Genomic DNA, 16,884 nt, shown 5'->3' on the forward strand with positions numbered 1-16,884 from the left:
TCGCTAAGCTGGATTATCCTGCTCCTAAATGCCCTTACTGCCAAGGACAAATGGCGGTCGTAGAGACTTCCTTAGTCAAGAAGAATCACCAAATCGCAACCATCGTCAAGCAGAAAATCGCTCAAAAACTAATCGAGAAAGTCCCTATGACGGCCATCGCTGAAAGCTTAGATGTCTCTACTTCCACCGTCATTCGTAAATTGAAAGAATTCAAGTTCAAGACTGACCTCAACTACCTTCCAGAACACATGAGCTGGGATGTGGAAACAGTCAGGGAAGTGACTGTTTCAATCGGCAGATAGAGATGAGCTTCATTGCACAGGATTTTGATTTAAGAAGGATTATAGCTATCTTAGACGGACGGACTCAAGCAACGATTCGCAATCACTTTCTGCGCTATTCCAGAAAGGTCCGAAACCAAGTCAAAGTCATTACCATGGACATATTTAGTCCCTACTACGATATTGCCAGAAAACTATTCCCAAACGCTAAAATCGTTCTCGATCGTTTTCACATTGTACAACATCTCAGCCGGGCTATGAACCGCCTCCGCATCCAAATCATGAATCAGTTGGATAAAAAATCGCACAAATATAGGGCACTCAAGCGCTACTGGAAACTCATTCAGCAGGATAGCCGTAAACTCAGCCATAAACGTTTTTATCATCCAACTTTTCGCATGCACTTGACCAGCGGAGAGATTCTAGAAAAACTTCTCTCTTGCTCTCAAGAACTCCGAGAACACTATAAACTCTACCAACTCCTGCTTTTTCATTTTCAAGAGAAAAAAACTGAGCATTTCTTTGGACTCATTGAAGATACCATTTCTTATGTAAATCCTATTTTTCAAACTGTTTTTAAGACCTTCTTGAAAAACAAGGATAAGATCCTGAACGCACTGGAACTGCCCTACTCAAACGCAAAACTAGAAGCTACTAACAACCTCATCAAAGTCATCAAGCGAAATGCTTTTGGCTTCCGGAACTTTGAAAACTTCAAAACTAGAATCCTCATTGCTTTGAACATCAAAAAGGAGAGAACCAATTTGGTACTCTCCAGGTTATAACTTTTCATCAACCCACTACAGTTGACAAAGAGTCGATTTCTGAGAAGTTGTTCATTCATTCAGAAATATTCCAAATAGTATCTGAAATTATTTCTCCTTCAGACTGTCATTCAAACCATCTCGAATAGGGTCAAGAAAGTAATCTAAGATACTTCGATTATCTGTTTTTATTTCAAGTATTCCTGATAGACCTGAAACTAAGTCAATTCCTTTGTGCAAATGCTTCTTGTCAATCGCAACTCGGACTATATATACCATCCCTTTTCCTTTAACTTGAAAAGCGGTCGGGCTGATATAAGTCACTTTAGCAAGAATGGTTCCATAGTCTGAATAAGGATAGGCCTGTAATTTAACAACAGCCTTCATACCTTTTTGAATATCTGCTCTATCCTTATCAGATACCTGAGCTTCAAATATCAGTTCTGAATCACTAGGAACAAGCGTTGCTACAGGATTTTCTGCACTAACTGTCTGTCCAATATGACTGACGATTAAATTTGCAATCTGACCAGTCGAAGGTGCCTTAATCGTTAGATGCTCTAAAATATACTGCTGCTGAATCAATTCTGTCTCGGTCTTACGTTTATTCTCCGTTAAAGCAGCCATTTTTTGTGCAAGGCCGGTATCATACTGGGCAGTGATTAGATTCGCATCGGATTGAGAAAGCTGCTGACGGTAAAGATTGTTTTCAGATATCAAGCTCAGCACAGCATTCTGTGCTGAAACATCATAATCTGATACCTGAATAGAAGATTGTTTATCCGCCTGATATTGCTGAACAACTGCTATCTGAGCATTGATTTCAGTCAAGCTAGTTTTAAGCTGCTGAACATTCTGCTTGGTCACTGTATCATCTAGCTCTATGATAGTCGCTCCCTTATCAACTAGATCGCCTTCCTTGACTTTCATAGACTTGATCTGACCATTTGTCAGGCTTGCGACTGGCTGCACCCGGCTCTCAGGCACCACCTCTCCTGTTCCTACAAGCACAACATCAATTTTTGAAAAAGAGGCCCAGAGTAAGACGATGACCAATAAAAAACTGATAAAAATGATAATCCATTTTCCAGCGATATGGGCTGGCCGTTCTACAATTTCTAATAGAGACGGCATAAAGTCATACTTTAGCGTTCGATCTTTTTGCTGGCGGTATTTGCGTAAATAATCCGTCAAAGGTTTTTTCTTTTCTGTATTCACCTTATTCTCCCCTTTCATGCTGACGATAGAGATGGGCATAGAGGCCATCTTCCTCGAGAAGCCGTTCGTGACTGTCAAAGGCCACGACATTTCCCTCATCAATCACCAAAATCTTTTCTGCTTCTGACAAGGTAGAAAGCCGATGGGCAATAATAAGAACCGTACGTCCTTGACAAATAGTCTTTAGATTATTTTGGATAATTCGTTCTGACTCATAGTCCAAAGCTGAGGTCGCTTCATCAAAAATCAAAATTTTAGGATTACCTAAAATAGCGCGAGCAATGGCAACACGTTGTTTCTGCCCCCCAGACAAACCTAGGCCTTTCTCGCCAATAACGGTATCATATCCTTGAGGAAGAGAAAGAATAAAGTCATGCGCTCCTGCTGTCTTGGCCGCAGCGACTACTTCATCCATAGTCGCCAGAGGTAGATGGATAGAAATATTTTCCCGCACCGTACCGTTAAACATAAAGTTTTCCTGCAAAACAATGCCAATCTGCCGTCTCAGCTGCTCTGGATTGACCAAAGACAGGTCCAAACCGTCAATAGAGATTTTCCCAGCCTCTGGGATATAGAGTCGCTGAATGAGCTTGGAGAGGGTGCTTTTCCCCGAACCGCTCCGACCGACTACACCAATAATACTGCCCGCCGGAATGGTGAAACTCATATCCTTAATAACATCCGAAGCATACGCGCGATAACGGAAACGAACATGATCAAAAACAATCTTTCCTTCCAAGGTAGGCAATTCAGCCAAGCCATTGGGACGCAATTCAGCCGGAGAATTAAAGATATCACCAATCCGAGTCACAGACAAGGAAGCCTGCTGGTATTCCTGCCAGAGCTGGACCAAACGAAGAACCGGCCCGCTGATATGACTGGACAACATGCGAAAAGCCACCAACTGACCGATGGTAAAGCGACCATCAATCACCGCCAAGGCACCAAAGACCAGAATCAGCAGATCAAAAATTTTCTGAATAAACTGTCCGACAGCTCCCGAATTTGAGGCAATCATGGCCGTTCGGTAATTGGCCTTGACATAATTTGCCTGCAAGTCTCCCCACTTCTTCTCAAACTTTGACTCCAAAGCAAAGGACTTGACCGTCTGCACTCCCTGAATGGACTCAACCAAAAAGGAACTGGTCTCTGCACCGGCTTGAAATTGCTCATCCAAACTCTTTTTAAATAGAGGAGTCGCAATAGCCGACAAAAGAGCAAAGCAGGGAATAGAAGACAAGACCAGCCAAGTCAGAGGAACGCTGTAGAAAAAGAGAACCGCCACATAGACTAGGATGAAAAAGGCATCAATCAGAGAAGACAAGGGCGTTCCTGTCAGGAATTGCCGAATATGCTGCAGCTCCTGGACCCGAGCAACTGTCTCCCCAGCCCTTCTGGACTCAAAATAACGTAAGGGCAGAGCAAACAAATGCTTAAACAATCGGGCATTTAACAGCACATCAATACGGTTGGTCGTATGGGTAAATAAATAGTTCTTAGCCGAGGACAGAATCAGTTCAAAAATATAGACTAGGCCAATCCCAATGGCAATGACCGTCAGGGTGGACAAGCTATGATGGGACAAAACCTTGTCAATAATGACCTGAACCATGATGGGAGTTGCAATTCCTAAAATCTGAATCACAAAAATCCCCAGCAGCACTTGGATAAAGGCTGTCTTAAAGCGCAAGACGGTCGGAATAAACCATTTAAAGCTAAAGAGGGCATCGTTTGCTCTCAAGGCTCCTTTTTTAGTCAGGAGAATAGCCGAGCCATCCCACTTTTCCTGTAGATTTTCCAGCGACAGCACTTGTGGGCTAGGCTCTCTCGGAAAGAGGACTATAGCTTCTCCCTCCTGTAATTTTGCAATGATAAAGTAGGATCCTTCCCTGTCCTGAGCCATAAAAGGAACCAAACTTCCCGCTTTCTTAACCAAGTCTTTCATGACTAAAACAACATATTTTCCCTTTAGCTGGTAGTGCTTGGCAGCCTCTAGCAAAAAAGGAACCGTCTCATCAAAGGAGCTGTTAGCTGCTATTTGCTTTAAATCTTCCTCGTTGGCCTGCACTCCTAAAAATTGAGACATAATCAAAAAACATGCCATTGCCGATTGAGTGGATAGATGTTCGTAATCCATTTCTTTTTCTTAATCCTCTCTTATTTTCTTTCTTAGAAACTAGGGAGCAAAGTATGCCCCTAAATTCTTTTATTGTAGGGTTAGCTGCTCTGTAAAGAGATTGGTACTTGTAGTGACTGCTGGATTAGCAGCTGAGACTGCACCTTCACTTGGCAGAGCGGACACTTCCTGTACCAACAGCTGAGCTTGAGTCGCTGCCTGCACTTCTGCTGCACTCGCTTGAGCCAACAGATTCGCACTGCTTGCGGCATCAATCGGAGCATCAGAATTGCTTACCAGAGCAGATAAAGTCTGTGCTTGAACACTTGTCGTGACAGCCGGCGCAAGAAGTGGCGCTTCGTTAACTTCAAGAGTTAAGGCCTGTTCATTGATGGTAGCTGTCCGTTTATCGGAAAATTCTAATTGAATATTTCGGTAAGACTGATTATAACGATAATTATTCAAAGTCAACTGATCCTCACCCTGACTTAGAGACAAATCCCAACTGCCACTTTTAGCCACTGTCAGACTTTCCGGTGTAATACCTTCCAAGAAACGGACCACATTTTGACCGGAATTATCGGAAATCGTATCTTGCCCATAGCCTAAACCAAAGATATAGGTGTCGTTGCCTGAGCCACCTTCTAGCTTATCATCGCCGATACCACCGTCCAGAAGATCATTGCCATCATTGCCGTTGAGAGTATCATTGTCTGCTTCACCAAAAAGTTGATCTGTACCGGATGAACCATTGAGGGTATCATTTCCGGCACCACCCTTGATAGTCATGTCTTTGAAGTAAGCAGAAATAGTTTCATTACCGGATTCTCCCTGAATATTCTTAAACAGACTTGCTTCGGAATCCTTCTCCATAACAGTGCCATCATCAAATTCGAGAGTGAAGTTACGATAACGGTCATTGGAGCGGAAATAGTAGACGGTCAGCTGATCTTCCGTGTTCTTGTGCTTGATTGCAATGCTTGACTCTCCACTTCGGTAAACCTGCAAATCGCTTGGGCGAATACCATCCGTAAATCTAATTTTATTTAGACCCGAACCATCATCAATGATATCTTTTCCATAACCAAGACCGAAGATATAGGTGTCGTCTCCTGAGCCACCTTCTAGCTTATCATCGCCGATACCACCGTCCAGAAGATCATTGCCATCATTGCCGTTGAGAGTATCATTGTCTGCTTCACCAAAAAGTTGATCTGTACCGGATGAACCATTGAGGGTATCATTTCCGGCACCACCCTTGATAGTCATGTCTTTGAAGTAAGCAGAAATAGTTTCATTACCGGATTCTCCCTGAATATTCTTAAACAGACTTGCTTCGGAATCCTTCTCCATAACAGTGCCATCATCAAATTCGAGAGTGAAGTTACGATAACGGTCATTGGAGCGGAAATAGTAGACGGTCAGCTGATCTTCCGTGTTCTTGTGCTTGATTGCAATGCTTGACTCTCCACTTCGGTAAACCTGCAAATCGCTTGGGCGAATACCATCCGTAAATCTAATTTTATTTAGACCCGAACCATCATCAATGATATCTTTTCCATAACCAAGACCGAAGATATAGGTGTCGTCTCCTGAGCTGCCTTCTAGCTTATCATCGCCTAGACCACCATCCAGAATGTCATTACCATCGTTACCTTTTAGAGTATCATTACCCTCCTGGCCATATAGATTATCTGAACCAGAGGAACCATAAACTGTATCTGCGCCTGCGCCACTTTTGATGGTCATATCTGTGAAATATGCTGACAATGTTTCACTCTTATCTGTTCCTTCAAAGGTCTTAAGCGGAGTTAATGCATTGTCTTTTTCAAAAATAGTACCATCCGCAAACTCAAGCGAGAAGTTTCTATAATCATTATGGTTTCTGAAAGAAGAAATAGTGATTTGGTCTTCTCCATCTTTAACCTTGATAACAATATCATACTGCCCGTTCGCATAAACTGTTAAGTCTGATGGGCGAATACCTTCTAAGAACTTAATCCTATTCTGACCATCATAGTCGTAGATGGTTTCTTGGCCATAACCCAGACCAAAGATATAGGTATCGTTGCCATAACCTCCCTCCAAACGGTCGTTGCCGGCTCCACCGTCCAATGTATCATTACCATAATCGCCTGTTAAGCGGTCATCACCTGCTCCACCATCTAGGAAATCATGTCCATTGTCACCATTTAAAGAATCGTTGCCAGTTCCACCGTATAATGTATCAGCACCTAAGGAACCATAGAGATTATCATCACCAGCCTCTCCCTTAATAGTCATATCAGTGAAGTAAGCAGAAATAGAATCATTACTAGATGTACCTTGAATAGCTTTCAGAGAATTTAATGCTGAAGTTTTATCCAAAATAGTACCATCTGCGAACTCAAGCGAAAAGTTTCTATAATCATTATGGTTTCTAAAAGAAGAAATAGTGATTTGATCTTCCCCATCTTTAACCTTGATAACAATATCATACTGCCCGCTCACATAAACCGTTAAGTCCGATGGACGAATGCCTTCTAAGAACTTAATCCTATTCTGACCATCATAGTCGTAGATGGTTTCTTGGCCATAACCCAGACCAAAGATATAGGTATCGTTGCCATAACCTCCCTCCAAACGGTCGTTGCCGGCTCCACCGTCCAATGTATCATTACCATAATCGCCTGTTAAGCGGTCATCACCTGCTCCACCATCTAGGAAATCATGTCCATTGTCACCATTTAAAGAATCGTTGCCAGTTCCACCGTATAATGTATCAGCACCTAAGGAACCATAGAGATTATCATCACCAGCCTCTCCCTTAATAGTCATATCAGTGAAGTAAGCAGAAATAGAATCATTACTAGATGTACCTTGAATAGCTTTCAGAGAATTTAATGCTGAAGTTTTATCCAAAATAGTACCATCTGCGAACTCAAGCGAAAAGTTTCTATAATCATTATGGTTTCTAAAAGAAGAAATAGTGATTTGATCTTCCCCATCTTTAACCTTGATAACAATATCATACTGCCCGCTCGCATAAACCGTTAAGTCCGATGGACGAATGCCTTCTAAGAACTTAATCTTGTTCTGACCGCTATAGTCGTAGATGGTTTCTTTACCATAGCCAACCCCAAAGATGTAGGTATCATCGCCATAACCACCGTCCAAACGGTCGTTACCCAAACCACCGTCCAGTGTATCATTTCCATAATCGCCTGTTAAGCGGTCATCACCTGCTCCACCAAAGAGCAGATCGTATCCTCCATTTCCATTTAAGTCATCATTTCCTTCATCGCCATAGATCTTGTCGGTACCTGATGAACCTGATAGAGCATCATCGCCTGAGCCTCCTCTCATGGTCATGTTATTCATATATGCGTGGATAACATCTCTCTGATCTGTTCCTTGGATGGATCGCAGTGGATTGTTCTCTGATTCCTTGTTCAAGATTGTTCCATCATCAAACTCCAGAGTGAAGTTACGATAATTTTCCCGGTAACGGAAATAAGAAATATTGATTTGATCATCTGTATTCTTATTTTTAATAACTATATCGTGTTCTCCACTGGCAAAAATTTGAAGGTCGTCGGGGCGAATACTATCAATAAATTTAATTCTATTTAATCCATCCGTATCATAAATTGTATCCTGCCCATGACCTAGACCGATTATATAGGTATCATCGCCTGAGCCGCCATCTAATTTATCGTTACCAAGTCCACCCGTCAATATATCATTGCCAGAATTACCGGCCAAGCTATCGTTACCTTCGCCACCTATTAGAACATCATCTCCTGCATCGCCAGATAAACTATCATTACCGGCGCCACCATCAAGGTAATCCGCTCCTGCCTCACCATCTATGCGGTCATTGCCGTCCTGTCCATAAAGTTTATCAGAACCTCCAGATCCATAGATCCGGTCATTACCAGTGCTACCCTCAATCACAGTATTATCAACAAAAGCATAGATAGTGTCGTCTCCGTCTGTTCCTAATATTTTTCTAAATGGACTCTCCTTATCTGCTAACTGCATCATGGTCCCATCCGAAAACTTAAGCATCACCTTTCTATATTCTGAATTACTAAACCGTTCCCCAAACAAGTCTGAATAACTATCCAAAAATCTATCAAAGATAAGCTTATCCTCAGTACCAATAATGCCCAATACTAAACTCGTAGCAGATCCTTTTTGAACATATAAATCCTTTGCTGCAACACCTTCAGCGAGTTGGATGATGTTAATCCCTTTTGTATCAGAAATATGATCCTGCCCATAACCACGACCAAAGGTATAGGTATCATCGCCTTCGCCACCATATAGCCAATCATTCCCTAATCCACCATCAAGTAAATCATCACCACCATTACCATAGAGATTATCATCACCATTGCCACCGTAAAGCCGGTCATTCATATCATCTCCACTGAGGGAATCATTCCCATCTAGTCCTTGCAAGGTTAGCTCATGGACAATCTTGTCATTTTCAGAAAATAGCGGGCGTAAACTATCATTCCCATCTGTTCCTGAAATACGCCAAACTGGACTATTCTTATCGCCTATAGGCATCGTCGTCCCGTCTGAGAAAACTAACTGAACATTGCGACGTGAATTATTAATTGTGGTACTGCCATCCCACGATGAATAATAGTTCGCAAAATATTTGAGAGTCAATGTGTCATTTGTATTACTCCGAAAATAAAGTGTTATATCTCCCTGTTTACCATATACTGTATAAATATCATCTGGACTAATGTCGTCTTTAAATTGAATCGTTGACAGACCGGATACTTCCTCAATTGTATCATGGCCATAGCCACGGCCAAAGATATAAGTATCATCGCCTTCGCCACCTTTGAGGACATCATCTCCGATTCCACCATCCAGATAATCATCGCCGGCACGGCCTCTTAGTTCATCATTGCCAGCTCCTCCATAAAGATGGTCGTTTTTCTCCTGACCTAGCAAGGTATCATTTCCGCCATTTCCTTCGAGAATCATCTCATGAACAGCAAAATCCTCTTGCTCAAATGGATTATAAAATCTATCATCTCCATCGCCGCCTTTCATGCGCCAAATCGGACTCTCCTTATCTCTGATAGACATAGTAGTCCCATCTGCGAAGACCAACTGCACATTACGATGAGACTCGTGCATCGTTGTGCTGCCATCCCACCACGAAAAGACATTTCTGAAATTTTTGATAGTCAGTTGCTCATCGCTATCCTTCAGACGAAGGATGATATGACCGGCATCATTCAGATTACTATCATCACCAAACTGGGTATAGAGGTCATCAGAAGTGATTCCTTCCAGAAACTTAATCGTATGCAAACCATAGCCATCAACTATAGCATCCTGACCATAGCCACGACCAAATATATAGGTGTCATCTCCTTTCCCTCCTTCAAGCATATCATTGCCTGTTTCACCGTCAAGGATGTCTTCACCTTCGTTACCTCTTAGAGTATCATTCCCGTCACCACCATATAAATAATCGTTACCTAAGCCACCTACCAAATAATCATTACCTGAATTTCCTTCCAGACGATCATCACCAATTTCACCACTTAGTGAATCGTCTCCTTCTCCACCATATAACTCATCGTTTTCTAGTGTCCCAGATATCGTATCATTGCCTCCCCAGCCGTACAGTTTACTAGCGGAATTTATTACTGGCCTGAGAACGTCGTTTTCATCCGTTCCAATAATACGTCTGAAAGGGCTATCAGCATGAGAACCTCCAATTTTAGTTCTGTTTTCCAGAACAAAATTAAAAGTATTCCCATAATCAACACTCTCAATATTCAATGCATCCTGACTATTGCCAATCATTCTGAGCTCTACTCTGTTATTTTTTCCAGTATAAGTATAAAATTTCAAAATAGGAATAGCACCTATTTCAATATTATTTTGCCCCTCACTATCATAAATTCTATCATGTCCCATTCCAATTGTGAAAAAGTAAGTATCATTGCCAGCACCACCAACAAGAAAATCATTACCATAATTACCAATGAGAACATCATTTCCTTCAAGTCCATATAGTGAATCGTTCCCGTCACCACCATCTAGAACATCGTCTCCCTTGCTGCCGAAGATTTCATCATTCCCACTCAGTCCATAGATAATGCTATTTTCCAAAATTGCTGAAATTTCATCTCCCTCATCACTACCTTCTAATCGGCGGAAAGGACTATACTTACTTAACATACCAACGATAGAGCCATCCGCAAATCTTATTACAAATTTACGTTTATTAAAATGTTTGGCGAAACCTTTCAAGGTTATAGATTGTTGTTTATTGATAATTCTGAGAGCAGCTTCTCCAGATTTTTGGATAAAAGCACTGATATTGTTCATGTTAATTCCTGAACCAAACGAAAGAAGACTCCAACCATCCGAGTCATCAACAGTATCATGTCCATCACCCACATCAAAATAATAGGTGTCTAAACCAGCACCTCCATACAATCTATCATTGCCAGAACCACCATAAATATGATCTAAGCCATCTTCACCATATAAGGCATCTTCACCCTCATCTCCATAAATCCAATCATCATCGTTCCCTCCATGAATTGTATCATTTCCAGCTCCACCACTTAATCGATCAGAGCCTGCTCTCCCATAGATAGTATCATCACCTTCTTGACCGTCAATAGCATCATTAAACACAGTCCCTTCTAAATCCTTGCTTAAGATCCGGTTAATTATTCCTTGGCTTCCTACGCCAAGAAGCGGAAGAACAAATCTCAAAGACTCCTTAAGTTCAGGAGATAAGTCATCTGATATATCTTTTAGAGGTTTTACAATTAAGTAGTTTTCGACAGCTCTAAGACCTAAAAACACATTGTTATTAGATGGATAATATTCACCCTTTTCGAATGCATCTAAAACATCTCTGATATGTTTTTGGGCTCTATCTTCTAAGAAATCACCCTGCAAGTGCCATCCTGTATTTGAAAATTCGTATTCGAATCCTAAGTAAAAGCCACCACCAAGATTTGAGACCATATTTAAGATATCATCTGTCGAGCGGAATCGGATGACTTCGCCGGTAAAGCCTTTTCTGCGGTTTTCAATGGTCAGCACCGTCTGCATGTATTTGATAAATAACTCGGCCGCTTTCTGGGGGGATTTCTTAAACAAAGTTGCAAATATGGGAATAGAAATTAAAAGGTAAAGTGGTGCTGAATTATAGATTATTGTCTTAGGGGTATTAAACTCCAGTGCCACTCGCTGTGCGTAATTGCCTCCTAGTGAGTGGCCTGTCAAGGTCGTAATCTTAGCCCCTTTTGTCGCTGCAATTTGCTGCGCTTCCCTGTAAAAATCAAAAGCAGACTGATAGTGGCCGCCCTGCCCCAAGCCAATATCTATGAGATCTGTCAGCCAATCGTTAATTCCATCGGTAGAATTATTGGTCCCGGCATAACCAACAATAACTTCATTTTTCTTGGTATCCAGAAAGGCAACACCGGTCATGCCAGTCTTAGGATCATGGCGACTATAGAGGTATTCTAGGCCTGTGGGAATAGGGGTATTTACATTTTTACTCAGTGCTTTCTTAATATCTCTATCAATTTTTCCTTTCGCCATATTTTTCTCATAAAGTTTATTCAATCGCCAAGTATCTTCTACTGAATAGACAGCATTCATGATGTAACTTGTATACTCTTTTCCCATTATTAACTCCTATTCTTCTATAACTGTTTCGCTAAAATAATATTTTTCTGACCATTCTACCGATAATGTTAAAAAATATTTATCTTGTTTGTCATATTTTGGATATCCCCGAAATTCTAATAATGTCTTGTTTCCTTTGGGCAAACCAATGTAGCTGTTGATGTTTTCATTCGTAATCTCATAGCGGATGCTGTAATCACCTGTGACCGGACTTTCCGTAATAGCGTCTAAATCTAGAGACTTCAAATACTGATAATCAATAGGCAGTTGAGTAAAAAGAAATCTAACATTCTCTAAACTAGAATCCAGAACTTGACCATCTGTAGTTTGGAATCCATTCTTATCACTATAAGTCACAGTTGAAGTCATTATTATTTCATCATTATATGGTTGAATTCTTACTTTCGTATAATCTCCGATAATTTGTTTGGTATTATGATCACCTCTCAGTTTAAACTCGTGAAAAAATGTTTTATTGTTAGTCAGCTCTTGTCTTATATATACAATCCTGAACCCCTTGGGAAACTTCTTAAACAAATCCTCCGCCTTGGCTGTCGGATAAACCTCTGAGATTCTTGAGAATCGCTCTTCAAATTCCTGTCTTTTCGCGTTTTTCATGATGGAACACCCCGCTAATATAGTTCCTGCAAGCAATAGGATTGCTAATGCACATAGTTTTTTCATCTTTTTCCTCCTTTCCATTTGTTCTCCAACGCTTTCACCCATCATCTGCTAAATATGCTGGAATGAGCGTGATTTTCATAGCCTTCTTCATCATCATCTCCCCTTTAAATAGACACAAACCATTTATACTATACCAATAACTAGTAATAAAACTCTGCACCAATGTCTTTTGATATATTAATTTGTCTTAATTATATCCTTTTCTATGTTTTTTGTAAATATTTTTTGAGTGATTTTTAGATATTTTCCCGCTGTTTTTCAAGTTTCTGGCCAACGATATTTGATGCTATTCCACTAATGTCTGCGGCAAAATGATCTTCACACAATAATTCTAAGAAAGCTTTCTCCATCAAAAACCTTAAATATTTAACTGCTTCAAACATTTTCCTCAGTCAAAAAGAGGTCAATTTTTCCTTGCGCCGTCTTTTTATGTTATACTTAGAGGAGAAAATTTTTAGGAAATAAGACAAGGAAGTAACTTTTTGTGAAAAAAATAACCAAGAATTTACTCAATTTCATGAGTACGAGACTAGGTTTTGTCTTGATTTTACTGGTCCTCTATTGGATAAAAACCATGTGGGCCTATACGATTGATTTTAACCTTGATATTCAAGGTGCTTATCAAGTATTTTTAGCTATTATCAACCCTTTCCCTATCAGCCTTTTGCTGCTGGGACTGGCACTTTATGTAAAACGAACCAAATTATTCTACAGCCTAGCCTTCGGAATCTATCTGCTCCTCTTTGCTTGGCTGGTATCTAACTCCATTTACTACCGCGAGTTCAGTGACTTTGTTACAGTCAATACTATGCTAGCTTCTAGCAGCGTTTCAGCTGGACTTGGGGAAGCAGCACTTGAGCTCTTCCGCCCTTGGGATATTCTTTATCTGATTGATTTCCCGATTTTGGCTTTCTTATTCTTTAAGAAATACATCCGAATGGATGACCGGCCTTTCAATAAACGCGCCAGCTTTGCTGTGACCTCCCTGTCTGCCATGCTGTTCTCTGCCAACTTATTCTTGGCTGAAATTGACCGGCCTGAGCTCTTGTCACGTGGATTTTCCAACTATTATGTCGTTCGGGCTCTGGGCTTGCCAGCCTTTCTAGGTTACAGTGCTAACCAGACATATACCGCCAATCGTGAGCGCTCCAAAGCTTCTGAAAAAGACTTGGAACCAGTAACAGAATATATTCAATCCCACTATGCGGAGCCTAATCCAGAATATTACGGGATTGCTAAAGGCCGCAATGTTATCTATGTCCATCTGGAAAGCTTCCAGCAGTTCCTGATTGACTATAAGCTGCAGGCAGATGGGAAAGAGTACGAGGTGACACCTTTCCTTAATTCCCTCTACCACTCCAATTCGACTCTGGCTTTCTCTAATGTCTTCAACCAGGTCAAGGCTGGTAAGACTTCTGATGCTGAAACCATGATTGAAACTGGGCTCTTCGGTCTCAATCAAGGGTCCTTCATGGTCAACTACGGTGGTACCAATACCCAGCAAGCTGCACCTTTTATTCTTTCCAAAAACGGCGGCTACACTTCTGCTGTTTTCCATGGAAATACTGGAAGCTTCTGGAACCGCAATACAGCTTACAAGCAATGGGGTTATAACTATTTCTTCGATGCGTCTTACTTTACCAAGCAGGACGACACCAACTCTTTCCAGTACGGCTTAAATGACAAAATTATGCTGAAAGATTCCATCAAATACCTGGAACACTTGCAGCAACCTTTCTACGCTAAGTATATCACGGTTTCCAATCACTATCCTTACACAACTAGCTTGATTGGTGACGAGATTGGCTTCCCGCTGGCTAAGACCAAGGATGAAACCATCAACGGCTACTTTGCTACTGCCAACTATCTAGATTCTTCTGTCAAGGCCTTATTTGACTATCTCAAAGAATCCGGCCTCTATGACAACTCTATTATCGTTCTCTATGGAGACCATTTTGGAATTTCCCAAACCCGCAATCCTAACTTGGCCCCTCTTGTAGGAAAGACCTCTGAGACTTGGTCTAATTATGACAATGCCATGATGCAGCGCGTGCCTTACATGGTAGTGGTGCCTGGCATGGACAAAGGAAAGATAATTGATACCTACGGCGGTCAAGTGGATATGCTGCCAACATTGGAGCATTTGCTGGGCATTGACTCTAAGAACTACCTTCAAGTTGGACAAGACCTACTGTCATCTCAGCACCAGCAAATCACAGCTTTCCGCTCCAGCAATAACTTTGTCACTCCAAAATACACTAGCTTCAACGGACGAACCTACTACACCCAGACCGGTGAGGAAATTACCAATCCAGACGAAACCATCAAGAAAGAACTGGATGAGATTCGCAATGCCGCCAATACTCAGCTGAAGATGAGTGATGCTATTCAAACAGGTGACTTGATTCGCTTCTACAAGGGAAATGACTTAGGCAAGGTCAACCCTAAAGATTACTCTTATCTTAATTCAATGAAAGCCTTGTTGGCTATTGAAAAAGAAAAAGGCGACCAATCAACCAGTCTTTACTCCAAGCGGGGCAATGTCTCCACTGTGGACCTATTTAACTCACCAAGCTATAGAGCACTGCATCCAGAGCAGTTCCAAACTAGCAGCAGCGACGAAGACAGCAGTCAAGAAGACTCAAGCTCTTCCAGCTCTAGTTCCACAGCCAATCCATAGATAGCAAAAGCCTTAAGTCCAATGGACTTAAGGCTTTTCAGGCTCTATAATTTCTGTAGTGGGTAAAACCACTGTAGGAATGATGGAGCCTATTTGTTGTAGAAAAAAAGTCCCATAAGACCTATAATGAAAAGCGACAAAACCATCATTAGAAAGACTCTTATGGAACAGTTCAATTTTATCACAAACTTACTGGGAATAAAAGACCCTAACATCATAATCTTGGATGTTCTAGATGCTGGAACTCATAAAGAAATCATCGCTAAGCTGGATTATCCTGCTCCTAAATGCCCTTACTGCCAAGGACAAATGGCTAAATATGACTTCCAGAAAGAATCAAAAATTCCCTATTTAGAGTGTGCGGGTTACAAGACTCTCATTCGATTGAGAAAGCGCCGTTTCCGCTGTAAAATCTGTAGGAAAATGGCGGTCGCAGAGACTTCCTTAGTCAAGAAGAATCACCAAATCGCAACCATCTTCAACCAGAAAATCGCTCAAAAACTAATCAAGAAAGTCCCTATGACGGCCATCGCTGAAAGATTAGCTGTTTCTACTTCCACAGTCATTCGTAAATTGAAAGAATTCAAGTTCAAGACTGACCTTAACTGCCTTCCAGAACACATGAGCTGGGATGTGGAAACAGTCAGGGAAGTGACTGTTTCAATCGGCAGATAGAGATGAGCTTTATTGCACAGGATTTCGATTCCAGAAAGATTATAGCTATCTTAAGATGGGCGGACTCAAGCAACGATTCGCAATCACTTCCTGCGCTATTCCAGACAGGTCCGAAATAGCGTGAAAATCATTACAATGGACATGTTTAGTCCCTACTACGATATTGCCAGAAAACTATTCCCAAACGCTAAAATCGTCCTCGATCGCTTTCACATTGTACAGCATCTCAGTCGGGCTATGAACCGCCTGCGCATCCAAATCATGAATCAGTTGAATAAAAAATCGCACAAATATAGGGCACTCAAACGCTACTGGAAACTGCTCCAACAAGATAGCCGTAAACTCAGCGATAAACGCTTTTATCGTCCAACTTTTCGCATGCATTTGACCAATAAAGAGATTCTTGAAAAGATTCTCTCTTACTCTCAAGAACTACGAGAACATTATGAGCTCTACCAACTCTTACTCTTTCATTTTCAAGAGAAACAGGCTGACCATTTCTTTGGACTCATTGAAGATACCATTTCGTGTGTAAATCCTATTTTTCAAACTGTTTTTAAGACCTTCTTGAAAAACAAGGATAAGATCCTGAACGCACTGGAACTGCCCTACTCAAACGCAAAACTAGAAGCTACTAACAACCTCATCAAAGTCATCAAGCGAAACGCTTTCGGCTTTCGGAACTTTGACAATTTTAAAACTAGAATCCTCATCGCTTTGAACATCAAAAAGGAGAGGACTGATTTAGTCCTCTCCAGATTATAACTGTTCATCAACCCACTACAGTTGACA

6 protein-coding genes and 2 pseudogenes are annotated in these 16,884 nt (G+C 41.3%); 3 read left to right on the forward strand and 5 right to left on the reverse strand.

The features are described from left to right. Positions 1 to 1,066, forward strand: a pseudogene (locus RWS24_RS07815) (ISL3 family transposase); the annotation flags it as partial. Between the two features lie 87 nt (positions 1,067 to 1,153). Here RWS24_RS07815 and RWS24_RS07820 read toward each other — a convergent pair. The 5 genes from RWS24_RS07820 to RWS24_RS07840 form a co-directional block, all read right to left on the reverse strand. Further along, the gene (locus RWS24_RS07820; protein WP_185774647.1) at positions 1,154 to 2,302 is read right to left on the reverse strand and encodes an HlyD family efflux transporter periplasmic adaptor subunit; all 1,149 of its coding nucleotides are present in this window, start codon (positions 2,300 to 2,302) and stop codon (positions 1,154 to 1,156) included. After that, a complete protein-coding gene (locus RWS24_RS07825; protein ID WP_125338604.1) occupies positions 2,265 to 4,400 on the reverse strand; it encodes a peptidase domain-containing ABC transporter in 2,136 nt (711 codons plus the stop codon). Before RWS24_RS07825 ends, RWS24_RS07820 begins: the two co-directional genes overlap by 38 nt. Positions 4,401 to 4,469: 69 nt before the next feature. Beyond that, the gene (locus tag RWS24_RS07830; RefSeq protein ID WP_314366553.1) at positions 4,470 to 12,053 is read right to left on the reverse strand and encodes a calcium-binding protein; all 7,584 of its coding nucleotides are present in this window, start codon (positions 12,051 to 12,053) and stop codon (positions 4,470 to 4,472) included. Positions 12,054 to 12,062: 9 nt separating this feature from the next. Then, positions 12,063 to 12,737, reverse strand: a complete 675-nt coding sequence (locus RWS24_RS07835) for a Csa1 family protein (protein WP_125338606.1) — start codon at positions 12,735 to 12,737, stop codon at positions 12,063 to 12,065. 236 nt (positions 12,738 to 12,973) lie between these two features. Next, positions 12,974 to 13,120 carry a hypothetical protein gene (locus RWS24_RS07840; protein WP_125336887.1) on the reverse strand — a complete coding sequence of 49 codons (147 nt, stop codon included), beginning with the start codon at positions 13,118 to 13,120 and terminating at the stop codon, positions 12,974 to 12,976. A gap of 101 nt (positions 13,121 to 13,221) precedes the next feature. On the opposite strand from RWS24_RS07840, the gene RWS24_RS07845 reads away from it, so the two are divergent. Together RWS24_RS07845 and RWS24_RS07850 are read left to right on the forward strand one after the other, a co-directional pair. Further along, positions 13,222 to 15,417: an LTA synthase family protein gene (locus RWS24_RS07845; protein WP_002897278.1), complete on the forward strand. Its 2,196-nt coding sequence runs from the start codon at positions 13,222 to 13,224 to the stop codon at positions 15,415 to 15,417. Positions 15,418 to 15,579: 162 nt separating this feature from the next. Next, positions 15,580 to 16,857, forward strand: a pseudogene (locus RWS24_RS07850) (ISL3 family transposase). The last annotated feature ends 27 nt before the right edge of the window (positions 16,858 to 16,884 follow it).

The organism is uncultured Streptococcus sp. (assembly GCF_963528215.1).
Lineage (GTDB): Bacteria > Bacillota > Bacilli > Lactobacillales > Streptococcaceae > Streptococcus.

Bases quoted from the DNA above. Each gene is read 5' to 3' on its own strand.
- RWS24_RS07830 (WP_314366553.1), bottom strand. From the start codon at position 12,053: ATGGGAAAAGAGTATACAAGTTACATCATGAATGCTGTCTATTCAGTA.
- RWS24_RS07820 (WP_185774647.1), bottom strand. From the start codon at position 2,302: ATGCCCATCTCTATCGTCAGCATGAAAGGGGAGAATAAGGTGAATACA.
- RWS24_RS07835 (WP_125338606.1), bottom strand. From the start codon at position 12,737: ATGAAAAAACTATGTGCATTAGCAATCCTATTGCTTGCAGGAACTATA.
- RWS24_RS07825 (WP_125338604.1), bottom strand. From the start codon at position 4,400: ATGGATTACGAACATCTATCCACTCAATCGGCAATGGCATGTTTTTTG.
- RWS24_RS07840 (WP_125336887.1), bottom strand. From the start codon at position 13,120: ATGTTTGAAGCAGTTAAATATTTAAGGTTTTTGATGGAGAAAGCTTTC.